This is a genomic window from Streptomyces sp. TRD_SC_5 (assembly GCF_056836825.1).
Map to the genome: position 1 here is coordinate 466,367 of NZ_JBWZZS010000001.1, position 23,543 is coordinate 489,909.

Sequence of the window (23,543 nt, forward strand, 5' to 3'; positions counted from 1 at the left end):
GGTTCAGTCTCAACGGGACCGCGTGCACGGTGGCTTAGAACCCGGAAATGGGCCTGTCCCCGCCCGGCCGGTACGGCGGCCGGGCGGGGACAGGGGTCAGGAGTGACGAGCGTTCGCCGGTCAGGCCGGCGGGGTGCCCCAGGCGAGCGTGCTGCCGGTGTACGCCGGGATGGCCGGCGCATCGGCGTACGCGGTAGCCGCCGTACGGCTGTAATCGTTGGCCTCGTTGAAGTTGGACCAGTCGGACTTGCTCAGCCTCAGCCGGACGTCACCGGTGTCCTTCCCGGCCGCCAGCGAGCCACCCGAGAACGTCACCTCCAGGTAGGCGTCCGCACCCGCGACCGGAGTGGTCAGCGCAACGACGCGCAGCTTCACCTGCGAGCAGCCCACCGCCGCGTAGTCGCAGAACGCGCTCACCGTGGGCGACCCGCCGTCACGGGTGAAGTAGTAACGCGCCGAGACCTTGCTCAGATCGAGCGCGGCGGAACCGGTGTTGACCACCTGAAGATCGGGGCGGATGGAGTTGTCCGTGGCGGAGGCGTCATTGTTCTTGTACCGGACCTTCAGCGCACCGGACGGATCGCCGCCACCGCCTGCGGCCCCGGTCGTCACGCTCAACACCGCGGAGGCCGCCGACACGTTGCCCGCCGCGTCACGTGCCCGCACCGTGTAGGTGTACGCCGTGGACGGCGACAGGCCCGTGTCCGTGAAGGACGTACCGGCCACCGGCGCCGTGTTCACCTTCGCCGTGCCCCGGTAGACGTCGTACCCCGTCACCCCGACGTTGTCCGTCGACGCGCTCCACGCCAGCGACACACTGTTCGCCGTCTTCGCCGTGCTGCTCAGGGCCGTGGGCGCGGTCGGCGCCTGGGTGTCCGTCGGGTCCGGGTCGCCGCCGCCGTCGGTGGGGACGGCCGGGTAGGCGTTCCTCACCAGCATCTCGAACTGGTTGTGGAACCAGTGACCGGCCAGTGGCGCGTCCGGCAGCGCGCCGGTCTTGCCGTTGCCGGCGTTGGGCGCGGTGTACGACGGGTTGCACATCGGGTCCGGGCGCTTGCCCTCGTCGTTCGGGATGTCCTCGCTCGCGCCGTCCGATTCGCCGGGCGGCTTGACCCACAGGAACGCGTCCAGATGCGAATCCGGGTAGCCGGCGGGGGCGGCCTGCGGCGGCTGCCCCATACCGGCGCCGCTGTGGTTGCACCACAGCCCGCGGTGGGCCCGCCGGTCCGCCTTGGACTCGCTCACGTACGTGTCGAGGGTGGTGCTGGTGCTTTCGGCGGTCGGCCGCCCGCTGCCGCCCCAGCCGTTGCGGGAGGTGTCGACGACCATGCCGGTGGACGCGGGCCAGCCCTGGGCGACCAGCGCCCGGTGGACGGACTTGGTGAAGTCCGACTCGTCGAAGTTCGGGTTCCACTCGTAGAACTTGCCCGACTTGACCATGTTCCCGCCGATGGTCTTGTCGGGGTCGGTGAGGAACGGCTCGGCCAGCGGCGTGTAGTTGGAGACGTTGGTGATCAGGCCGTCGACGCTGCTCAGACCCGCGGCGGTGCCCTTCGCGACGTCCGTGTACAGCTGCGTGGTCTGCGTCAGGTTGGTGTCCCAGCCCAGCCAGCCGGAGTGGGCGAAGTCCAGGTACGTGTAGACGTTCGGGATGGCGTGCAGCTTGTCCAGGGCGTACTGGATGCCCTTGACCTGGATGCCGCTGCTCTTCGCCTGCGCGCACTCGGGGTCCGCCAGGTTGGTGACCAGGTTCGGCAGGCCGTCCGGTTCGATCACCGTGGTGATGCGGATGTCCTGGTACTTCGGGTTGGCGAAGACGCTGGTGATGGCGTCGATGTACTCGGCCTTGTAGCGGTCCAGGCCCGCCTGCGTGAGGGGCAGTTCACCGTTGGAGGCGAGGGCGGCGCAGTCCCGGCCCGGCAGGTCGTACACCACGAACGTGGCGGTCAGCGGCTGTCCGGGCTTCTTCTGGGCCAGCGCCAGGTCGAGGTGGTCGGCCAGACTCTTGCGGCCCCCGTTGGCGCTGCCGCCGTGTATCGCGGCGATGCGGTCCAGCCAGACGGCGGTGGGGTAGCCCTTGACCTTCTCCATCTTCGCCTTGACCGTGGCGTCGGCGGTCTTGGCGATGGACCCGTCGATCAGTGTCGCGTAGTCGGGGTTGACGTAGGACGAGGCACCCGCGAACGGATTGTCGACGTGCGCCTCGGCCGCCTCGGCCGCGACCGCCGACGTGGTGCCGAGCAGTCCGGCCGCGGAGAGCAGCAGGCCAGTGGCGGTGCCGGCGGCGACAGCCGCTAACGCTCTTCGGCTTTTTCTGTGATGGCTCACGTGCGGATCTCCCTGTCAGAAGACTGCCGAGGCGAATGGGAGCGCTCCCAAACGTGCTGCGGCATCAATCAAGCAGCGGCCCGCACGCCTGTCAATGAACATGACAAGCTCCGTTCCGATTGACCGACTGCCTCCAGCCGGATTCGGGCACTGGGCTTTGGGGAACCCAGATGTGACCAAATCGGATCAACAAGGAGGCCGCGATGAACGAAGAGAGTCGCGAGGTGGAAAACCCCGTCACGAAGCATCCGCAGCCCGAGCTCCCGGACCAGGAACAGGCTCACCCCGGCTGGACGGGCCCGATGGATCCGCCGCCCGATCACGGCGAGGACTCCTACCGGGGCAACGGGCTGCTGAAGGGCCTCGCCGCAGTGGTGACCGGCGGAGATTCGGGGATCGGCCGGGCGGTGTGTCTGGCCTTCGCACGCGAGGGTGCCGATGTGCTGCTCACCCACCTTCCGGAGGAAGAGAAGGAAGCTGCCGACACCTCACGACTCGTCGAGGAAGCAGGCCGCAGGGCGGTCACCATGAGCTGTGACATCCGGGACGAGGAGCAGTGCCGAGCACTCATTGAGCGCGCCGTCGCGGAATTCGGCCACATCAACATCCTGGTGAACAACGCCGCATATCAAATGTCCCAGCCCGACGGCATCGGCGCTATCACGACCGAGCAATTCGATCGCGTAATGAAGACCAATCTCTACGGCATGTTCTGGCTGTCGAAGATGGCACTCCCCCACATCCCCGAGGGGGGCTGCATTATCAACTCGTCCTCCGTTCAGGCGTACAAGCCCAGCCCGCATCTGCTCGACTACGCCATGACGAAGTCGGCCATTGTCGCCTTCACTCAGGGGCTGGCCCAAATGGTGGCGTCCAGCGGAATCCGCGTCAACGCCGTCGCTCCGGGGCCGGTGTGGACGCCGCTGATTCCGGCGACCATGCCGGACACCACGGAGTTCGGAAAGCAGGCACCGCTGGGGCGGCCCGCACAGCCGGCCGAAATGGCTCCGGCATACGTGTTCCTCGCTTCCCCGCAGGCGAGCTACATCACGGCCGAGATCGTCAACGCCACTGGTGGCACGCCGCTGCCGTAAAACGCCGCTGCGGTAAGACGGCCGACGACGGACGTGCGCGCCCCTTGCCCCTCGGGGCAGGGGGCAACTTCCTTACGTCCACAGGCGATTGGCGAAATGGGCGATCAAGTCCGCTTTCCGTGCGCGTTTAGCCCATGAATTGACCAATGTGGGCGGTTTGCCCGAAAGGTCGCCCTGCCCTGTCGCCCGTGATACGAGTCACGTCCGAGACCGAATGCGGCCAGTTCCGTCGGCGTCAGTTTGCTTCCGCAGAAAGCAAGTTGAGTCTGGCGCCCACGGACAGTGACAGAAGTTTCCGCGCCCTGATACGCCGAGCGATTGCGCCGCGGAATCCAGGGCTTGTTCTCGCCGTCGCTCTCGCCTACCGTCACGGTCAATCCGGGTGGACCGCCGAATCCTGCCGCCGTCCGGAATCCGCACCCACTCACACTCACGTACGGCAGGAGCGGGGGACCCAGGTAAGCCGCCGATCCGGAATGCGTCCGGAACGGCTTGGGGTGAAGTCGCACGGACCGTGCGACCGGGCATCTCCAGCCCGAACCCGACAGCTCACCTCGCAGGCGACGGAGAGGAATTCGTCATGCCCTCGATGGGTAAGCACCGCCGTCCCAAGGCCAGATCTCTCACCCGTGGCCTCATCGCCGCCGGCACCGGTGGCGCCGCACTGGCAATGCCGCTGATCGGCGCGACCACCGCCGGCGCGGCGCAGCCCGCCGCCGTGGAGAAGTCCGTGGCCGCCGCCCCGGCCGCCGCGAAGAAGGCCGCACCCACGACCCACACGGTCGTCGCGGGTGACTCCCTTTCCAAGATCGCGAAAGCGCACTCCGTGAGCGGCAGCTGGAAGAAGCTGTACGAGGACAACCGGCAGGTCATCGGTGACGACCCGGCGCTGATTCACCCCGGCCTCAAGCTGACGATCGGCGCGAAGGCCAAGGCCAAGGCCGATACCAAGGCCGAGACGCCCGCGAAGGCCAAGCCGTCGTCCGACCGGGCCGACCGCTCCGAGACCCGCGCCGCCGTCGCCAAGACCACGACGTACACCAACGACCTGGACGGCTGGATCAAGGAGTCGCTGGCCGTCATGGCCGAGCGCGGCATCCCCGGCACCTACGAGGGCATCCACCGCAACATCATGCGCGAGTCGTCGGGCAACCCGATGGCCATCAACAACTGGGACATCAACGCGCAGAACGGCACGCCGTCCAAGGGCCTCCTCCAGGTCATCGCGCCGACCTTCCAGGCCTACCACGTGCCCGGTACGTCGATGGACAGCTACGACCCGGTCGCCAACATCACCGCCGCGTGCAACTACGCCGCCGACCGGTACGGCTCGATCGACAATGTGAACGGCCCGTACTAGAGCGGCCGCAGGGAAGTTACGGCCTGCCTGCTCCAGCAGGGCCCCGGAGGGTGCCTCGCTGGAGCAGGCAGGCCGTTCGCGTACCCGCGGCCGCGTCCATGTGGCGGGAAGCAGCGGCCGGCGGGCGCACACTGGGGGCATGAGCAACTATCAGGGCCCTGCGGTCCTCATCACCAGTGATGCCGAGATCGATGTCGTGGCCACGTTGAGCGGAGGCAGCTCCGGGCTCGAGTGGGGCGGCAGCGCCCAGACCGACAATGTGCCGGAAGAGTTCTACGCGGCGATGGACAGCGGACATGTCACGCTGCGGCTGGCCGACGGCCGGGAGGCCGACGTGGTGGCGAAGCGCACCGCCATCGGCAGCGGACGGCTGAAGATTTCCGGGGTCGGCTCGATCCCGTTCTAGGACCGCACGGTCGCCCGCAATAAGACATGTAATGCTAAAAATAGGGCATGAGCGGACATCTCGCACGACCCAGGGGTGTCGGCTCACCGCGCTCGTCTCGGCGAGGAGGGCTGTCCCGGCTGGAGGTGCGCAGCGCCGCCGGTCAGGTGCTCTTCCTCCAGATCGTGGTCGCGGTGCTGCTGATCACCGCCGCTGTGGTGGCGCTCACCGTCCAGACGCGCCACGACAGCGAGGGGGACGCCCGTAACCGCTCGCTCGCCGCGGCGGAGGGCTTCGCGGACGCCCCTGGCACCGTCGAGTCCCTGCGGTCTCCCGATCCGGCCGCCGCGCTGCGAGACCACATGGATGCGGCCCAACGGGGGTCGGGTGTGGACTTCATGGCCGTGATGGCACCGGACGGCACCCGGTACGTCGACACCGATCCGACGCTGGTCGGCGAGCGCGCCGAGGCCGTGGAACGCGCCACGGCCGGAGAAGCCTTCACGGAGATCTTCAAGGGCGCCCCGAACGACGCGGCCCGGGCCGTCGTCCCCGTGACCGACGCCGACGGTTCCGTCGTCGGCCTGGTCACCGCCGGCGTCACGGTCGAGAACGTCGGTGACGCGGTGGACCGCCATCTGCCGATGCTCTTGGGTTCCGCCGTCGGCGCGCTCGCCCTCGCCACCGGCAGCGCCGTGCTCGTGAGCAGGCGGCTGCGCCGGCAGACGCACGGTCTCGGCCCCACCGAGATGACCCGGATGTACGAGCACCACGACGCGGTTCTGCACGCCGTACGGGAGGGGGTGCTCATCATCGGGGACGACGGCCGGATGACGCTGCTGAACGACGAGGCCCGCAGGCTCCTCGAACTGCCCGCCGGCGCGGAGGGACGGCACGTCACCGACCTGGGCCTCGACGCCCCCATCGCCGAGCTGCTGACCTCGGGCCGCGCCGTGAGCGACGAGGTCCACCTGGCCGGCGACCGGCTGCTGGCCGTCAATACCCGGCCCACCGCCCCGTACGGCGGTCCCCCCGGCACGGTCGCGACGCTCCGCGACACCACCGACCTGCGGGCGCTGTCCGGCGCGGCCGAGGTGGCGCGGGAGCGCCTGAAGCTGCTGTACGAGGCCGGAGTACGGATCGGGACCACGCTGGACGTGGTGCGTACCGCCGAGGAACTGTCGGAGGTGGCGGTCCCCCGGTTCGCGGACTTCGCCACGGTGGAGCTGCTGGACCCCGTACTGCGCGGCGAGGAGCCGACGGGCGCGCACACCGAGATGCGTCGCGCGGCCGTGAGCGGCGGCCGGGAGGACCGCCCGTTCCAGCCGGTGGGCGACCTGATCAGGTTCGTCGTCCCCACCACTCCGATGGCGGCGGCGCTGGCCGGCGGTCACGCTGTGCTCGAGGCCGACCTGACCCTCGCCCACGGCTGGCGGTCCCAGGACCCCGTAGGAGCCGGCCGGGCCCTCGCCTTCGGCATCCGCTCCCTGGTCTCGGTGCCGCTGCAGGCGCGTGGGGTCGTCCTGGGCATGGCCAATTTCTGGCGCGCGGAGCCCACTGAGCCCTTCGAGGAGGAGGATCTGGCCTTCGCCGAGGAACTCGCCGCCCGCGCCGCGGTGGCCATCGACAACGCCCGTCGCTTCACCCGCGAACACACCATGGCCGTGACCCTCCAGCGCAGTCTGCTGCCCCGCGTCCTGCCCGAGCAGGACGCCCTGGATGTCGCGTACCGCTATCTGCCCGCGCAGGCCGGCGTGGGGGGCGACTGGTTCGACGTCATCCCCCTGCCGGGCGCCCGGGTCGCCCTGGTCGTCGGCGACGTCGTCGGCCACGGCCTGCACGCCGCCGCCACCATGGGCCGGCTGCGCACCGCCGTCCACAACTTCTCCGCCCTGGATCTGTCGCCGGACGAACTGCTGGGCCACCTCGACGAGCTCGTCTCGCGTATCGACGACGAGGAGGGGGACGACGGCGGCGACGGCATCGCGGGCGCCACCTGCCTGTACGCCATCTACGACCCGGCCTCCGGCCTGTGCACCATGGCCACGGCCGGGCACTTCGCCCCCGCGCTGGTCCACCCCGACGGCACGGTCGATTTTCTCGAAGTGCCAATCTTTCCGCCCCTGGGCCTGCACGGCCTGCCCTTCGAGACCGCCGAACTGCGTCTGCCCGAGGGCAGCAGGCTCGTCCTCTACACCGACGGTCTCATCGAACACCGCGACCGTGACATCGACACCGGCCTGCGACTTCTGCGCGACACCCTGGCGGACCCGGCGAATCCGACACCCGAGGAGACCTGCCAGGCCGTGTTCAGTGCGATGCTGCCACCGCACCGCAGGGACGACATCGCGCTGCTGGTCGCCCGCACTCATCTGCTGGACCGCGCCCGGGTCGCCGACTGGGACGTCCCGTCCGACCCCGCGGCCGTCGCGCCCGTCCGCGCCGCGTGCGGCCGTCAGCTGGAAACCTGGGGGCTGGGGGACATCGGATTCACGACCGAGCTCATGCTGAGCGAGCTGGTCACCAACGCGATCCGTTACGGCTCCGAGCCGATCCACGTGCGGCTGATGTACGAGCGCGGTCTGATCTGCGAGGTGTCCGACGGCAGCAGCACCGCCCCGCACCTGCGGCGTGCGGCCACGACGGACGAAGGCGGGCGCGGCCTGTTCCTCGTCGCCCAGTTCGCCGGACGGTGGGGCACGAGATACACACCGACCGGCAAGGTCATGTGGACCGAGCAGCCCCTGACCAACGGTCAGGAGCCCGCGCCGGAGCTGGATCCGGACGATCTGTCCTGGTTGCCCGGCGAACCGTTGTGACGGATGCCGGGACGGACCGGCCCCGTGCGGCGGGCGGAAGGCCGAACGGCATACTTGCCGCCGGGCGCGATCACTTCCGACACGCTAGGAGCAGCAATGGCTGACCAGATCGCCACCGAGAAGACGACCTTCAGAACGGTCTTCGAGGTGGGGTCGTCTTTCATGCGCGGGGCGCGGAGCATCGAGGCCGGTTTCCAGCACGCGATCGCCCCGGCGACCGTGGACTTCGACTTCGGTGAGATCAGCCGGGCGGCGAGCGGCATCCCCGACTGCTCGACCGTGAAGATCATCCGTGGCTGGGGTCTGCAGGAGACCGCTCCCGTCAGCGTCATGGTCCTCTCCCTCAAGGAGGCCGTACGCCAGGCCCTTCCGCTCCCGTCCGCCGGATCCGCCTTCTGGGACAAGGCCGAACAGGCACTCACCGGGGCATTCGTGGGCCTGGGCGACCAGGAAGGCACGCACCTCTCCTTCTACCGGGAGGAGCCGGACCGTACGAGCTACTACTACAACCTGCTGTTCGCCCTTCAGGGCGAGGAGACCGGGGACGCTCTGTACGCCATCGCCTTCTGCGCCAATGTGACGGTCGCGCTGGGCGCGGAGGAGGTCCGCGCCCTGACCGTCGAGGACACCGCCCGGTACACGATCCGCCTCAACGCGATCACTGTGCGGCAGGAACTGCCGTCGGCGAGCTGATCACCGACCGCCGAAGTCGCTGTGTCTCACCCTTCGCCGGGGTGAGGCCGGTCTCGTTCCACCCGTACGCCGAGCGGCGCCCGGAAGGACAGCAGCGCCTGCATCCGAGGCGGCGAGGAGGGGTCCGCGAGCCGCAGGCCGGGCAGCCGCGCCGCGGTCGTCCGCAGCAGCACCTCGGCCTCGGTCCTGGCGAGTTCGGCGCCGGAGCATCTGTGCCGCCCCACGCCGAAGGACAGATGCTTGCGGCTGTTCGACCGGTGCGGGCAGATCTGCTCCGGGTTCTCGAACACGTCGGGGTCCGAGCCGGTGGCGGCCAGCATCAGCAGCAGCGGCGCCCCCGCCGGGATGTCCACTCCGCGCAGGGTGACCGGCCGGCCGGTGACGCGCCGCCACGTGGTGATCGGGGGTTCCCGCCGCAGCATCTCCTCGGTCCAGGGCCGCACACTGTCCGGCTCCTCGGCGAAGCGCCGCCACAGCCCGGGCTCGCCGAGTGCGCGCCGGTACATGATGCTCAGCATCTGCCGGGTGGTCGCCTGGCCGGCGATGATCATGAAGTAGAGCACCGCGGCGGACTCGGCCACACCCAGTGGCTCGCCATCGGGCAGCCGGTGCGCCGCCAGTGCGCCGAGCAGCGAGTCTCCCGCCGGGCCGGCCCCGGTCACCAGGCCCCTGAGCCAGGAGTAGAAGTCGGCCGCCTCCCCTGCCAGTTCCAGCTGCCTGCCGGCGTCCGGCCGTCCCCAGAACAGCTCCAGCGAGGCGTCGCTCCACCGGGCCAGGGTGTCGATGGAGACATCGACGGCCTGTTCGAGGCCGAGCAGCCGCAGCAGCACCCGCAACGGAACGTCCCGCGCGAGTGTGGTGGCGATGTCGCACACACCGTCGGCGTCGAGCCGTTCCTCCAGCTGGTCGAGGCATTCCCGGCTCACCTGCTCGACCATCGGCACGGCGGCCGTGACGGCCTGCGCGCTGAGCAGCCGGGTCATGATGCGCCGGTATCCGGCGTGGCTTTCGCCGCCGTTACTGGCGAGGGTCGGCGGCAGGGCGAACCTGGCCTTGGCGAGGACACGCAGGGCCGGCACCGAGAAGCGGCCGACCGCCTCCATGGCGTTGTCCGGCAGGAAGGTCTCCGTATCGAGCAATACGGCTCGTACATCGTCGTACCGGCTCACCAGCCACAGCCCCGTGTCCGGCTCGTAGTGCACCGGCGCCTTCTCCCGCAGACCGTCCCAGACGGGGAAGGGGTCGAGCACGTACCCCTGGTCGAAAAGATCCACAGTGCCCATGGGTATCGCCATGCCGGAACCCCACCCCCTTCCTCGCGCCGGCCCTGGTCAGCCGCCTCTGGGGCCGCACGATATCGCTTGCGGACGGCCGCCCTCTCACGAGGGCAGCAGGCGCTCCGTGTGGCGCCGGCGGACCAGGGACGCCCAGCGGTGGGCGACCGGGCGACAGGCCCGTGCCGTCTCGGCCCCGGCCGCGGCCAGCTGGGGACGCACGATGTCCAGCCGCAGCCCGGCTTCGGTCAGCCATCCGCCCCACAGTCCGGGCGGGCACTCCCTCTCGTGCTCGACGACCAGGACCCGGGGCGGCTCAGGGATCTCGACCATGGCGGCCATTCTCACCGCCGGGCCCCCGCGTTCGCTCAGCTTTGCGATTTGTCCGGTCCGCCGGGGACGACGTGCTCGCCCGGGGTCGCGAGATCCTCGACCGCGCCGGCGCCGACCACCGCACCGGTGGACTTCTTGCCGCGCCGCAGCCGGCCCTCAAGCCAACTGGCGAAGGTGGTGAGCGCGAAGTTCAGGAGGACGAAGATGACGGCGACGACGGTGAAGCTGGCGATGGTGTTCGCGCCGTAGTTCGCGCTCATCGGGCGGACCGACGCCAGCAGCTCCGAGAAGCCGAGCAGCGCTCCGCCGAGCGCGGTGTCCTTCACGATCACCACCAACTGGCTGACGAGCGCCGGCAGCATCGCGGTGACCGACTGCGGCAGCAGGACGTACCGCATGGTCTGGCCCTTGCGCATGCCGATCGCCTTGGCCGCGTCGGTCTGCCCGGTGGGCAGGGACAGGATTCCGGCCCGCACGACCTCGGCGAGTACCGAGGCGTTGTAGAGGACGAGACCGGTGACCACGGCGTACAAGGGACGGTTGGCCGGGCTGATGTCGGTGAACTCGGCGTACGCCGCGTTGGCGAAGAACATCAGGATGAGCACCGGAATGGCGCGGAAGAACTCCACGACGGTGCCGGCCGCGCCGCGCACCCACCAGTGGTCGGAGAGCCGGGCGATTCCGAACAGCGCTCCGAGGGGCAGCGCGATGACCATGGCGAGCGCCGCGCCGATGAGCGTGTTCTCCAGGCCGGGCAGGATGTACGTCGTCCAGGCCCGGGAGTCGGTGAAGAACGGCTCCCACTTGACCCATGCGAGCTGGCCCTTGTCGGCGAGACTCCGGCCCACCCACCAGATCAGGGCCGCGAGAGCCACCAGGAAGACGATGGTGAACAGGACGTTGCGCCGCTTGGCGCGCGGTCCGGGGACGTCGTACAGAACGGAGGTCATCGCCGCACCGCCACCTTCTTGCTCACCCAGCCGAGGACCAGGCCGGTCGGGAGGGTGAGGCAGATGAATCCCAGCGCGAAGATGGCGGAGATGAGGAGGAGCTGCGCCTCGTTCTCGATCATTTCCTGCATCAGCGCCGCGGCCTCGGCGACACCGATAGCGGCGGCCACCGTGGTGTTCTTGGTCAGTGCGATCAGTACGTTCGCGAGCGGGCCCACCACCGAGCGGAACGCCTGCGGGAGAACGACGAGGGTCAGCACCTGGGTGAAGCTGAGGCCGATGGCGCGCGCGGCCTCCGACTGGCCGACGGGGACCGTGTTGATGCCGGACCGCAGTGCCTCGCAGACGAACGCGGAGGTGTAGGCGATCATGCCCAGCACGGCGAGTCTGAAGTTGATGGTCTCGAAGTCCTGCGCGCCGAGGTTGACGCCGAGCGTCTGGAACAGGCCCAGCGAGGTGAAGACAATGATCACTGTCAGCGGAATGTTGCGCACCACGTTGACGTAGCCGGTGCCGAAGCCGCGCATCAGGGGCACCGGACTGACCCGCATGGCGGCCAGGAGCGTTCCCCAGATCAGGGAGCCGACGGCCGAGTAGACGGCGAGCTGCACCGTCACCCAGAAGGCTCCCAGCAGGTCGTAACCTTCAAGAAAGTCGAACACGGTCTCCCGCACTTCCGCATGGGTGGAGGACGTGGCGCGCCGCCGTGGTCGGGGCGGCGCGCCGGTCGGATACCTGCTTCAGCGGTCCGGGGCCTGCTTCAGCTGACGATGTCGCCGATCTTCGGGGCGGGCTCGTTCTTGTAGTTGGCCGGGCCGAAGTTCTTCTTGACGTACTCCTCCCAGGAGCCGTCCGACACCATCTTCTCCAGGGCGGTGTTGATCTTTCCCTTGAGGTCGCTGCCCTTCTGGACGCCGATTCCGTAGTTCTCGTTGCTCATCTTGAAGCCGCCGAGCTTGAACTTGCCCTGGTGCTCCTGCTGGGAGGCGAAGCCGGCGAGGATCGAGTCGTCGGTGGTCAGGGCGTCGATGACGTTGTTTTCCAGGCCGGTCAGGCACTCGGAGTAGCCGCCGTACTCCTGCAGCTGGGCGTCGGGCGCGAGCTCCGTCTTCACGTTCTGCGCGGAAGTGGAACCGGTGACCGAGCAGAGCTTCTTGTTGTTCAGGTCCGCGGGCTTCTTGATGGAGTTGTCGTCAGCGCGTACGAGGACGTCCTGGTGGGCCAGGAGATAGGGGCCGGCGAAGTCGACCTTCTTCTGGCGTTCCTCGTTGATCGAGTAGGTGGCCGCGATGAAGTCGACATCGCCGCGCTCGAGGAGCGTCTCGCGGTCGGCGCTCTTGGCTTCCTTCCATTCGATGTCGCCGGGCTCGTGGCCGAGCTCCTTGGCGACGTAGGTCGCCACATCGACGTCGAATCCCGTGTACTCGCCGTCCGGGGTCTTCAGACCCAGGCCCGGCTGGTCGTACTTGATACCGACGGTGATCTTGTTGCCGTCACCGCCCGAACCGCTCTCGTCACCGTTGTCCGAACCGCAGGCCGTGGCGGTCAGGGACAGTGCGAGCGCGGTGGCGGCCGCGGCGGTGACTTGGAGAATCTTCATGGTGATCATCCCTGGGATTGAATTGTGGGGGGTGCGAGAGGCCGGCTCAGTGGTGCAGGATCTTCGACAGGAAGTCCTTGGCCCGGTCGCTGCGCGGGTTGGTGAAGAACTGGTCGGGCGTCGTCTCTTCCACGATCCTGCCGTCCGACATGAAAACCACGCGGTTGGCGGCCGAACGGGCGAAGCCCATCTCGTGAGTGACGACGACCATCGTCATGCCGTCACGGGCGAGCTGCTGCATGACCTCCAGCACCTCGTTGATCATCTCGGGGTCGAGTGCCGAGGTCGGCTCGTCGAAGAGCATCACCTTCGGGTCCATGGCCAGCGCCCGGGCGATCGCCACGCGCTGCTGCTGGCCGCCGGAGAGCTGCGCGGGGTACTTGTCCGCCTGGGTGGTCACGCCCACCCGCTCCAGGAGCGAGCGCGCCCGCTCCTCGGCTTCCTTCTTGTCCTTCCTACGGACCTTGATCTGGCCCAGCGTCACGTTCTGCAGCACGGTCTTGTGGGCGAACAGGTTGAAGGACTGGAAGACCATGCCCACATCGGCCCGCAGCCCGGCCAGCTCACGGCCCTCGGCCGGCAGCGGCCTGCCGTCGATGGCGATCTCGCCCGAGTCGATGGCCTCCAGCCGGTTGATGGCGCGGCACAGCGTGGACTTCCCCGACCCGGACGGCCCGATGACGACGACGACCTCGCCGCGGGCGATGGTCAGATCGATGTCCTGGAGCACGTGCAGCGCCCCGAAGTGCTTGTTGACGTTCTTCAGTACGACGAGGGCGTCCGTGCCCGGCATCGCATCTCCCTTGGTCACTGCTTCTCCGCTCATCGGCTTCATACTCCGTCCGTCTCCGGTCGGTCGCACGCCGAGAAAGCCAAGCGGGAAGGCAAGCGGGAGATTCAGACCGCGGCAGTGGTCCGTGCCTTGGCGATGAGCAGGTCGAGGAGGGAAAGCAGGGCGCCGCGTACGTCCGTACGGGAGCGGGCGTCGAGCATGAGGACGGGCGTGTTCGGGTCACGCAGCCGCAGCGCCGCCCCGATCTCCTCGGCGGTGTACAGCTGCTCGCCGTGGAAGCAGTTGGCGCCGACCACGAACGGAAGCCCGCGGCTCTCGAAGAAGTCGACCGCCGGGAAGCTGCGGTCCAGGCGCCGCGTGTCGACCAGCACGATCGCCCCGAGCGCCCCGTTCAGCAGGTCGTCCCACATGAACCAGAACCGCTCCTGGCCCGGTGTCCCGAACAGGTAGAGGACGACTCCGGCGTCGGTGAGCGTGATCCGGCCGAAGTCCATCGCCACGGTGGTCACCGTCTTGGACTCGATTCCGCCGAGGTCGTCGACGCCGACACCGGCGGCCGTCAGCCGCTCTTCCGTACGCAGCGGCTCGATCTCGGAGATGGTCTCGACCAGGGTGGTCTTGCCGACGCCGAATCCCCCGGCGATGAGGATCTTGACGGGGGCCGCGTCCTGGGCAGGGGTGTCATAGGTGGGCAAGGCTGTCCCTGATTCTCATGAGCAGATGGACATTGCTGGTCTCGGCGCCCTCCAGGGGCGGCCGGTGATGGATCAGCCCGCGGTCCGCGAGTTCGCCGAGGAGGACCGTCATCGGAGTGAGGCGCATCCGCATCCGGGCCGCGATCTCGGCGACCGCCCGCCCATTCGGAGCCGGGCACATGGCGAGGATGGCCTGCCACTCGGTGGGCAGGCCGCCGTGGTCGTCCGCGGCGACCGCCGCCGTGATCATGGTGTCCATGGTGAGGACGGTGTGCGGAGTGGCTGTACGCCCGTCGGTCAGGGCGTACAGCCGCGTCCGGCGGCGGTCCCGGTGTTGCGGATCGTCCGGCATTACGACGGGAGCGCCTGGGTGCGCTCGGGTGTGCCCAGCCACTCGCCGAGGGCCTGGGCGGTCCGTACGGCCTCACCGCCCAGCTCGCCGAGGCGTGCCTTGCGGGAGGTGGCGACGATGAGTGTGCTGCCCTCCCCGCATCCGACGATGCAGAGATAGCGGTCGTCCATCTCGACCAGCTGGCGGATGACCTGGCCGCCGTTGATTTCCCTGGATATCGCCTTCATCGTGGCCGCGATCCCGGAGGACGCCGCGGCTATGCGCTCCGCCTGGTCCCGTTCCAGCAGGTACGCGCTGAGATTGATCCCGTCGTTGGAGAGGAGCACGGCGCCCTGGATGCCGGCGATCCTGCTGAGGTTGTTGTCGAGAATGCTGTAGAGCATGTCGTTCGATGTCGTCGTCATGGCTGGTCCTGTCGGAGCTCTGCTTCCACTTTCTGGGTCCCTTGTTCGTAGTCGGCCCAGGCGTCGGCCACCTCTTCGGGTGTCGTCGCCTCCTGACCGGCCGCTGCTTCTGCTGGTGGGCGCGGGTCGCGGAGCTGCTCGGCGATGTGGGTGTGCGGGACGCGCTCGGGGAGCGCCGGGCGGGGGGTGTCGGCCGGTGCCACGGCCCGGAGCGGGTGCGCGCTGTCAGGCGACCGCTCCGCGGCGGGCGGCCGTCGGTTCGGCAGCTCCGACTTCGCCCGCGGGGCCGGCTCGGGCTTCGCCCGTACGACCGGTTCGGGCTTGCGTACCGGTTCCCGCTCCGTCGGTACGAGCAGCTCCCCGGGGATGATCACCACCGCCGATGTCCCGCCGTACACCGAGCGGCGCAGCGTGACCGTGGCCGGGAGCTGATCGGCGAGGTGGCCGACCACGAAGAGGCCGAGCCGGTGCGCGTTCTGTGCCAGGACGGCGTACGGCGGAGCGGAGTGCAGCCGCCGGTTCATCTCTTCGTAGCTCGCGGGCGTCACCCGTGGGCCGCGGTCCTCGATCTCGACCGAAAGGCCGTCAGCCACCAGCTCGGCCCGGATGACGACCTTCGACTTCGGCGGGGAGAACCGGGTGGCGTTGTCCAGCAGCTCCGCCAGCAGGTGGCTGACCTGGCTGATCACCCGCGGTTCCACGCTGATCTCGTCCAGGGCCTGCCGGTCGATCCGCCGGAAGTCCTCGACCTCCGCGGCGGCCTCGCGCAGCAGGTCGGCGACACGCATGGGCTCGGTGTGCGGGTCCGGGATCTCGCCGCCGGCCAGGATGAGCAGGTTCTCGATCTGCCGTCGCATACCCACCGTCAACTGGTCGGATCGCATCAACTGGGCAAGGAGTGCTTCGTTGTGGCCGAAAGTGTCCTGAAGGTCCTCGGTGAGGCTCAGCTGGCGGCTGACCAGGTTCCCGGTGCGTGAGGCGATGCCCGCGGCGAACATGCCGAAGCCGTGCCGCTCGTCCGAGAGCTGCCGGTGCCCGTCGACGGATACGGCGACGACCCGGGCGAACGCGTCGTTGATACGCCCGACCTCGTCCTGGGCCCCGGTCGGGCTGGGCAGCGCGTCGGCGTCGACGGGCTGCCCGCGCTGGAGCCGGGCCACGACGTCGGGCAGCGTCTCCTCAGCGATGGCCACCGTGCTCTCGTGCAGACCGCGCAGGCGGCGCAGCACCGAGCGGGTGGTGAACACGACGACCCCCGCGACGGCAAAAACGACTGCGCCGTTTCCGACGATCAGCCAGATGACTTCGTTCTCCAGCTGCGTGGCCTTGGCGTCGGCGTGCACGAGTAGTGCTCGCCCCTGTTTCGCGTCGAGCGCGGCAACGCGCGCCGCGAACTCGTCATACGCGGCCCGCCAGGCGTCGGCCTCCTTGGGTAGCTTGACGCCGGACGCGGTGTTCTGGTGGTCGGAGATGACCGCGTCCTCGATGCGGACCTTCGTCTTCCAGCCGTCCGAGGCGAAGACCTGGTCGTAGGCCGCTTTGTCCTCGGCCGTCAGATACGGCGCGACCCACTCGTCGTACTGGTACCGCTGGGATCCGACGGAGTTGACGAATTCGGCGAACCCGGAAGGGCTCAGACGCCTGGACGGCCCGGCCGAGGCGAGGATGGTGGTCTCGCGTGCCACCATCTCGGACACCGTGAACACCGTGACGACCAAGCCGCTCTCCTGGATGAGCTCGGCGTCTTCCGCATGGCTGAACTGGTTCTGGTACACCCGGATGATGCGGTCGACGAGGTCGGAGTAGTAGCCGATCGTCCGATCCGCGCCCCCGCTGCGGGCGTCCGCGCGCTCGCGGAACGCGGCCAGATCCGCGAGGCTGTGCTTCACCTCCGCGACGTACCCGGTCGCCGCCAGAGCTCCGTCCGCCGCCCGGCGGAACTCGTCCGCGGCCCGGTCCGTGGCCGCGCGCCGCCGGTGCAGTTCGCCGTCGGGCACCGCGGAGCCCGCCCACCGCGCGGCCGTCATCGTCCGCTCGGCCTGCAACGCGACCATGAGCTGGTACGCGGGTACGCCGATCCGCTCACCGGCTACCACATCGGAGCGCAGGTGCGCCGACTTGTCCAGCGACCGGTCGGCTGTCACGACGACTTGGGCACTCATCGCGACGGTGGGGACTACCGCCAGACAGATGAGCAGGGTGCGCAGGCGGACGGTTCGCCGACGACGAAGGCGCCGACGAAGCCGCCGTCGAAATCTCGACGTATCTCGTGGGCCTTCGGGTTCTATGGGAGACATCGGTCCTCGGGACGGGGAGAGCGGAAAAACAGACCAGCGACCAGGCCCGGCAAAAGGCTGGGGGACCTTGGGGAAGGCCGGCCCGGCCGCTGTGAGACGTGAGGAATGCAGATCATAACCAGCCACGCCGGGAAATGGAGTGGTTGCCTCCACGATCGGTACGTGGTAATTGCGGCGCAGAGCGTTGCAGACCGGAGGCCATATCGGAGTTCAACCGCTACGCCCCGCGCGGTCGGCCTCCGGAGCGTGCGTCAGTTACCGGCGGTACGGTCCACCAGCCGGGACAGCTCCACACGCGAGCGCACCCCCAGCAGCGCGAAGACGTTGCGCAGGTGGTGGTCGACGGTGCGGGGACTGACGGACAGGCGCAGCGCCACCTCTCGGTTGGTCGCCCCCTCGGCGACGCAGTGCGCGATCCGGAGCTGCTGAGGTGTCAGGCAGGACAGTGTCCCCGCCGGTTCACCGCCCGCCACGTCGCCGGTGGCCCGCAGCTCCGCTCGCGTCTGGTCCACCCAGGCACGGGCCTCGGAGCGCTCGAAGGCGACCAGCGCGTCCCTGAGGCGGCCCCTCGCCTCGCGCGGACGACGCCGGCGCCGCAGCCACTTCCCGTAGAGCAGCTGGGTTCGGGCCCACTCGAAGTCACCGTCGGCCATTTCGTGTCTGGCCAGCGCATGGGCGTACAAGGCGTCGGCCTCATCGGGACCCGCGACCAGCGCGCGGCAGCGGGCGAGCAGCGCGGGGGCCTGGGGGTCGCCGCCGTGGGCCGCCCAGGCGGCGAACTCCTCGACGGCGGCGCGCGTGTCGTCGGGTCTCCCGGCCGGGGCGGCGGCCTCGACGAAGCACGGAACGGCCAGCATACGGACGGCGAAGTGCCCGCGGCGCGGTCCCGCCCGTACCAGCGGGCCGAGCCGGGCAGCGGCTTCGACGGTCCGGCCCCGCCCCAGATCGGCTCGGGCCAGGGCCCATTCGGCCAGGGTGGCTGCCTGGGCGAGCCCGTGCGGGCCGGCGATCGCCATGGCCGCCGTGACATGTCCGGCCACGGCCGTGGCGTCGCTCTCCACCGAGGCGACCAGCGCGAGGATCGCGTGCTGATGGGCGACGGCGTTGCGCTGGCCGGCGCGGTGGGCGGCGCGCAGTCCCTCCCGCGCGTGCGCTCCGGCTCCGGCGTGCCGTCCGGCCCGTAACTCGGCGTAGGCCAGGTGTTCCAGGAGCTGGGGCACGAGGGCGACGAGCCCCAGCGCCCGGGCGACGGCCAGGCCTCTCGTGTTGATGTCGCACGCGGCCGCGATGTCGCCGAGGACGAGCGCGGCGGCCCCCGCCCGCAGCAGCCGCACCGGATCGTCGTCGCTCACGGCCCGGTCCAGTACGCGCCGCAGCGGCTCCCGGGCTTCGTCGGGGCGTGCCTTCAAGGCGGCCAGCATTCCGGCCCGGTAGTCGTGGCAGGCCCCGTCCTCTTGCGAAACGGGTGGCACGGCCCGCGCGGGTGCGGGCTGCGGGCACGACCCCTGTCGTGCGGCGTACGTCGCCGGCCCGGCCGGCGGTGGATCGTCGCCGCCGAGCGCGGCCACACAGGCCGGTGCGTCGCCCGCGGCCCAGGCCGCTTCCATGGCCCCGAGCCGGGCGGCGAGAGCGTGCTGCCGTTCGTACGGGCCGAGCAGGCCGGCCGCCACCAGCAGCGCTCCGTACGCGTCCCCGGCGGGACCGTCGCCCAGCGCCAGGGCGCCGCGAACGAGTTCGGCCCGGCCGCGTACGGCGTCGTGGGCCTTTCCTTCCCGGGCGGCGGCGAGCAGCTCACGCGCCCGGTGCGGGTGACCCGCGAGTCTGGCGTGCTCCGCGGCGGCCGTCATGCGTGACATGCGGGCGCTGTCGTCGGTCGTGGTGAGCTCGGCCGCTCGGGCGAAGGCCAATGAGCGCTGCAGGCCGGGGATCCACGGACCGGGAGCGGCCGCCGCCCGGGCCAGATCGGCGGCGAGGCGAGGGGCGGGGCCGTCGGCGGCCATGGCCAGGTGCAGCAGGCGTGGCAGGCGGTGCCCGTCACTCGCGAGGGCCGTCGCGAGCAGGCGGTGGGCGGCGCGCCGCCGCTCCGAAGAGGCTCCGGCGTGAACGGCGCGTCGCATCAGCGGGCTCTCGAAGCGGATCAGGTCTCCGTCGCGGCGTGCCACCCCTGCCGCCGCACCGTCGTCCAGCGCCGCCGGGCCGATTCCGGCGGCCCGGGCGGCGCGCAGGACCAGCGCCGCGTCCGCTCCCGCCGCTTCGGGGGTCTGCTCCTGCGCGGCGGCTGCCAGCAGCAGCACGAAAGCGGTGTCCGGCGGCAGGTCTGCCGGCCTGCCGCCCACCGTACGCAGCAGGGCCTCACCGTCGGCGAGCGGCCGGGGCAGCGGCGCGTGCCCGGAGAGCTGGGCCAGGTTCAGCCGGCCGACCAGTACCTCGAGCAGGGACGGATTGCCCTCGGCCTCGTGCAGCAGTGCCTCCCGCACCGCGCGGTCCGTGCCCTCCCCGGCCAGCTCGTCGAGCAGGTCACTCGCGGCGCTTTCGGGGAGCGGACCGAGGCGTACGACGGGCAGGCCGGCGAAGTCGGGGTCGTACGCCCGGTGTCCGGCCACGGACAGCACCAGTCCGACGGCGCGCAGGGCGTCCGGGCGCCGGGCCGCGAAGCCGAGGGCGGCGCGCGACCGGGCGTCCCACAGGTGCGCGTCGTCGACGCAGACGAGCAGGGGCCGCCCGGCGGCGAGTCCGCGCAGTAACTCCAGCAGGTCGCCGGGCGCCAGGCCTGACCGCAGGATGCCGGCGGGCGCGGTGCTCAGCACATCGCCGGCGGCGCACAGCAGCGCGTGCACTCCGCTGTACGGGAGACGGCTCTCGGCCGGTACGGCTCTGGTGTGCAGGACGGGACCGGCATCGAAGTCGCCGGCGGCCCGGTGGAGAAGGGCGGTGCGGCCGAGGCCGGGCTCCGCGGCGAGCAGCAGGGCTCCTCCGCGGCCGGACCGCAGCCGGTCCGACAGGGCTGCCACGGCTTCCAGTTCGGTACGCCGGCCGTAGAGCCGGAGCGGACGTCTCACGGTCGCTTGTCCGGTCACACCTGTCACGTTACTTCCGCGTAAGCAGGGACGGAAGCCTGCGGTCCGTTGCCGCGCGAAAGGGCCGGACACCCCTCTCACCTGGGGAAACAGTGGGTTGGACGGGGCGGCGCTGGGCGCGCGCCCAGCGTCGGCGGGCCAAGTCTGTGCCGGCGCACACGGCAGGGGGAAAGCGGCGTACCGGTGCCGGCCGCGGGGCACGCGGCCGGCACCGGCATCAGGGATGGCTCCGGAGAACGTCAGGAGGTGTGCGGGCAGTTGCCGCGGTACTCCTCGATGGTCGCGCTCGGGCGCGGCAGCGGGCAGAGGAACTGCTCGTAGCGGGTGTCATTGTCGATGAACCGCTTGAGCCAGGAAATGCTGTACTTGGCGATGGTCGTGTTGGAGGAGTTCGGCGTGTAGTGCGTCGCGTTGTTGAGTTCGAGGTACGCCTTGTCGAGCGACGACCGCAGGCTGTCGTAGAAGGGCTCCGAGTGCGAGGAGACCGGCGCGACCGTGTCGCCGTCGGACCCCACGACCAGCGTCGGCGTCTGGATCTCCGGCCAGGTCTTGTCGGTGTTCCATCCGGTGAGCGGAATGGCGGCCTGGAGGGACGGCCGGCTCTTGGCCGCCTCCAGCGAACCGCCGCCGCCCATCGAGTGGCCCATCACACCCAGCCTGCTGGCGTCGATCCGGCCTCGTACACTGCTGCGCTCGGTCAAGTAGTCCAGGGCCGCCAGGAGTTGGCGTCCTCTGCTGTCGGGCTGGTCGTACCTGGAGTTGGTGTCGATGGTGAAGACCACGAAGCCCTGGGAGGCGAGCCGCGGACCGAGCCAGGCGATGGACGACTGGCTCGCGGTGAATCCGGGAGAGACCGCCACGGCGCCGAACGTTCCGTCGCTGGTGGAGGTCGGGTAGTAGACGGTCCCGCCGCCGAAACCTGTCACGCTCAGGGAGGAGACGGAGGTCTGCGAGACCGCGTAGGGACCGGTGGGCGCTTCGATGCTCGCCGTGGTGGGCGCCGGGCCGCGTTCGTACGGATTGTCCGCCGCCCGGGCCTCGGTGGTCGCGACGGTGCTGAGCCCGCCGACCACAAGGAGCGCCGCCAAGCCGGCCATGAGCGACCGCAAGCGGCCCGCTCCGTGCCGGCGGGGAGATGGGGCGCTGTGAGTGCCGAATCTGTTCTCGTTGCTGTACTGCTGCACGACTGAGTCGTCCTCTCGGTCGTGGCGGAGCCGCTGGTTCGGGCCGGGCACCGCACTCGTCGCCGAGGACTGTGGCCGGTCGTACGTGGGGGCGGGCACCGCCGTATTCGATGGCGGGTGCCACTGTCGCCGTACGTCCGGCGCGGGGACATCGGTGGAATCACCTGCCTCCGGGAGGGAGCCGCTCCAGCCGGCTCCTCTCCCTCAGCTCGGTGCCGCCGGTGAGAAGGTCAGCCGGTTGGTTGTGTTCCGCCGGTCAGGTGGACGGGCAGGGTGCGATGGCCGTTGGAGATGAATGACTCCACGGGCCGCAGATCGTCCGCCGGGACGGCCGGGGCCAGGTCCGGGAAGCGCCCGAAGAGGGCGGGCAGTGCGATCTCGGCTTCCATCCGGGCCAGCGGTGCTCCGATGCAGAAGTGGACGCCGTGTCCGAACGCGAGGTGTTCCTTGTTCAGCCGCGTGACGTCGAACCGGTCCGCGTCCTCGCCGTGGAGCGCGGGGTTGCGCCCGGCGGCGGCGTACGCGGCGAGGATCGTCTCGCCCTTCCTTATGGTCACTCCCCCGGTCTCGATGTCCTCCACCGCGTAACGCAGGGGCAGGCTCGCCACCGGTGACTGGACGCGCAGCGTCTCCTCGATCACGTCGTTCCAGGTGACCCTGCCCGTCCGGACAAGTTCCAGCTGGTCCGGGTGGGTCAGCAGGGCGTGGATCGCGTTGTCGAGCAGGTTGACCGTGGTCTCGTGCCCGGCGCCGATCACCAGGAGCAGGGTGTCGACCAGTTCGGCCTCAGTGAGCCGCGCGCCGTCCTCCTCCCGGGCGGCGATCAGAACGCTGGTCAGGTCGTCGCCCGGGGCTCGCCGCTTGAGGGCGACGAGGCCGGACAGCACCGTGTGGACGTCCTGGAAGGTGACCGCGGCCTCCTCCGCAGAGGTGGTGGTGTTGAAGATGCTGTCCACCAGACGGCGCAGTTCCTTGCGCGTGCCTTCGTCGTCGACACCGAACAGTTCGCAGATCACCTGGATGGGGATCGGGTAGCAGTACTCCTCGCGCAGATCCACCGCCTGCCCCTCAGGCGTCGCGGCGAGGCCGTCGAGCAGGTCGGCGGTCATACGCTCGATGCGCGGGCGCAGGGCCTCGGTGGCGCGCGCGGTGAACGCCGTGGACACCAGCTTCCGCAGCCGCCTGTGGTCGCTTCCGTACGCGGTGAACATGTTCGTCACGGCGACCCAGGTGAACAGCGGCCACTCAGGGGTGATCTCCCCGTTGATCCACGCCGGCCAGTGCCGGCGCGGGTCCTTCGACACCCGGGGGTCGGTGAGCAGTTCCTTGAGCAGCGTGTGGTCACTCACTGCCCACGCCACCACCTGGCCAGGAAGCTCCACCAGCGCCGCCGGCCCCCGTTCTCGTATACGGGCGCCCTCGCCGTGGATGTCTGCTCCGGAAGCGTCGATGACGAGGGGGCGGGATTCGTGTTCCATCTTTTGGCTCCAGAGGACTCGTCCGGGGTGACCGGCGCGGTGATGAGGGGAAGGCGCACAGCAAGGCGGCCGGGGCCCGGCACGAGGGCCCCGCCGCCACTTCAACCGGCCTACCCCGAGCGCGAGTTCGATATCCGGGAGCCGGTCGAGGAAGTCCGGCCGACGTACTCGCTGATCGCCTCGCTCAGTTCCGGAAGGTCCCAGTACACCGAGTGGGTCCACAGACCTGCACTCGCCGGATGAGGGAGCGGCAGGTCCAGGGGAGCCTCCCCGCCCGCCGGACGAAAGACACGGGAGTCCGCGAAGGCCCGTTGCGCATTGCGCGGCTCGGAGGCAGGAGGAACGGCGTTGCCTGGTCCCACTGTTGGGCGCTAGGGTCGGCCGGGTGACTGCCGGGTCGGCCATGGGCCACGTACGAGTGAGGCTC

At 70.0% G+C, this 23,543-nt stretch carries 19 protein-coding genes and 1 riboswitch; of the genes, 5 read left to right on the forward strand and 14 right to left on the reverse strand.

What is annotated here, in order from left to right; genetic code table 11:
• Positions 1–120: 120 nt before the first annotated feature.
• Entirely contained in the window at positions 121–2,328 is a 2,208-nt protein-coding gene (locus AC1P0E_RS02200) for a glycoside hydrolase family 6 protein (protein WP_482740442.1), read from the reverse strand.
• 203 nt (positions 2,329–2,531) lie between these two features.
• Between AC1P0E_RS02200 and AC1P0E_RS02205 the strand changes: the two genes are divergently transcribed.
• From AC1P0E_RS02205 to AC1P0E_RS02225, 5 genes are all read left to right on the forward strand, one after another.
• Positions 2,532–3,422 carry an SDR family oxidoreductase gene (locus tag AC1P0E_RS02205; RefSeq protein WP_482740443.1) on the forward strand — a complete coding sequence of 297 codons (891 nt, stop codon included), beginning with the start codon at positions 2,532–2,534 and terminating at the stop codon, positions 3,420–3,422.
• A gap of 411 nt (positions 3,423–3,833) precedes the next feature.
• Positions 3,834–3,998: riboswitch (cyclic di-AMP (ydaO/yuaA leader) on the forward strand.
• A gap of 4 nt (positions 3,999–4,002) precedes the next feature.
• The gene (locus AC1P0E_RS02210; RefSeq protein ID WP_482740444.1) at positions 4,003–4,782 is read left to right on the forward strand and encodes a transglycosylase SLT domain-containing protein; all 780 of its coding nucleotides are present in this window, start codon (positions 4,003–4,005) and stop codon (positions 4,780–4,782) included.
• A 139-nt stretch (positions 4,783–4,921) separates the two neighbouring features.
• A complete protein-coding gene (locus tag AC1P0E_RS02215) occupies positions 4,922–5,188 on the forward strand; it encodes a DUF4873 domain-containing protein (RefSeq protein WP_482740445.1) in 267 nt (88 codons plus the stop codon).
• Positions 5,189–5,235: 47 nt separating this feature from the next.
• A complete protein-coding gene (locus AC1P0E_RS02220; protein WP_482740446.1) occupies positions 5,236–7,986 on the forward strand; it encodes a SpoIIE family protein phosphatase in 2,751 nt (916 codons plus the stop codon).
• 96 nt (positions 7,987–8,082) lie between these two features.
• Positions 8,083–8,679, forward strand: a complete 597-nt coding sequence (locus AC1P0E_RS02225; protein WP_482740447.1) for a Type-2Aa cytolytic delta-endotoxin — start codon at positions 8,083–8,085, stop codon at positions 8,677–8,679.
• A gap of 26 nt (positions 8,680–8,705) precedes the next feature.
• Here AC1P0E_RS02225 and AC1P0E_RS02230 read toward each other — a convergent pair whose 3' ends face one another.
• From AC1P0E_RS02230 to AC1P0E_RS02290, 13 genes are all read right to left on the reverse strand, one after another.
• A complete protein-coding gene (locus AC1P0E_RS02230; protein ID WP_482740448.1) occupies positions 8,706–9,974 on the reverse strand; it encodes a cytochrome P450 in 1,269 nt (422 codons plus the stop codon).
• 84 nt (positions 9,975–10,058) lie between these two features.
• The gene (locus AC1P0E_RS02235; protein ID WP_482740449.1) at positions 10,059–10,286 is read right to left on the reverse strand and encodes a hypothetical protein; all 228 of its coding nucleotides are present in this window, start codon (positions 10,284–10,286) and stop codon (positions 10,059–10,061) included.
• A 35-nt stretch (positions 10,287–10,321) separates the two neighbouring features.
• The gene (locus tag AC1P0E_RS02240; RefSeq protein WP_482740450.1) at positions 10,322–11,236 is read right to left on the reverse strand and encodes an amino acid ABC transporter permease; all 915 of its coding nucleotides are present in this window, start codon (positions 11,234–11,236) and stop codon (positions 10,322–10,324) included.
• On the reverse strand, positions 11,233–11,898 hold the full coding sequence (locus AC1P0E_RS02245) for an amino acid ABC transporter permease (protein ID WP_482745624.1): 666 nt from the start codon (positions 11,896–11,898) through the stop codon (positions 11,233–11,235). Before AC1P0E_RS02245 ends, AC1P0E_RS02240 begins: the two co-directional genes overlap by 4 nt.
• Positions 11,899–11,996: 98 nt before the next feature.
• The gene (locus tag AC1P0E_RS02250; protein ID WP_482740451.1) at positions 11,997–12,836 is read right to left on the reverse strand and encodes a glutamate ABC transporter substrate-binding protein; all 840 of its coding nucleotides are present in this window, start codon (positions 12,834–12,836) and stop codon (positions 11,997–11,999) included.
• A gap of 46 nt (positions 12,837–12,882) precedes the next feature.
• The gene (locus AC1P0E_RS02255) at positions 12,883–13,629 is read right to left on the reverse strand and encodes an amino acid ABC transporter ATP-binding protein (RefSeq protein ID WP_482745625.1); all 747 of its coding nucleotides are present in this window, start codon (positions 13,627–13,629) and stop codon (positions 12,883–12,885) included.
• 104 nt (positions 13,630–13,733) lie between these two features.
• Complete coding sequence (locus AC1P0E_RS02260) at positions 13,734–14,324, reverse strand: GTP-binding protein (protein WP_482740452.1); 591 nt, start codon at positions 14,322–14,324, stop codon at positions 13,734–13,736.
• Positions 14,311–14,676 (reverse strand): DUF742 domain-containing protein, encoded by a 366-nt coding sequence (locus AC1P0E_RS02265; protein WP_482740453.1) that lies wholly within the window; start codon positions 14,674–14,676, stop codon positions 14,311–14,313. Before AC1P0E_RS02265 ends, AC1P0E_RS02260 begins: the two co-directional genes overlap by 14 nt.
• Positions 14,676–15,080 (reverse strand): roadblock/LC7 domain-containing protein, encoded by a 405-nt coding sequence (locus AC1P0E_RS02270; protein ID WP_482740454.1) that lies wholly within the window; start codon positions 15,078–15,080, stop codon positions 14,676–14,678. Before AC1P0E_RS02270 ends, AC1P0E_RS02265 begins: the two co-directional genes overlap by 1 nt.
• The gene (locus AC1P0E_RS02275; protein ID WP_482740455.1) at positions 15,077–17,242 is read right to left on the reverse strand and encodes a sensor histidine kinase; all 2,166 of its coding nucleotides are present in this window, start codon (positions 17,240–17,242) and stop codon (positions 15,077–15,079) included. Before AC1P0E_RS02275 ends, AC1P0E_RS02270 begins: the two co-directional genes overlap by 4 nt.
• Before the next feature lie 386 nt (positions 17,243–17,628).
• Positions 17,629–20,436 carry a helix-turn-helix transcriptional regulator gene (locus AC1P0E_RS02280; protein ID WP_482740456.1) on the reverse strand — a complete coding sequence of 936 codons (2,808 nt, stop codon included), beginning with the start codon at positions 20,434–20,436 and terminating at the stop codon, positions 17,629–17,631.
• A 257-nt stretch (positions 20,437–20,693) separates the two neighbouring features.
• Complete coding sequence (bdeA, locus tag AC1P0E_RS02285) at positions 20,694–21,563, reverse strand: bis(hydroxyethyl) terephthalate hydrolase (protein ID WP_482740457.1); 870 nt, start codon at positions 21,561–21,563, stop codon at positions 20,694–20,696.
• A gap of 305 nt (positions 21,564–21,868) precedes the next feature.
• Complete coding sequence (locus AC1P0E_RS02290; RefSeq protein ID WP_482740458.1) at positions 21,869–23,116, reverse strand: cytochrome P450 family protein; 1,248 nt, start codon at positions 23,114–23,116, stop codon at positions 21,869–21,871.
• Positions 23,117–23,543: the final 427 nt, after the last annotated feature.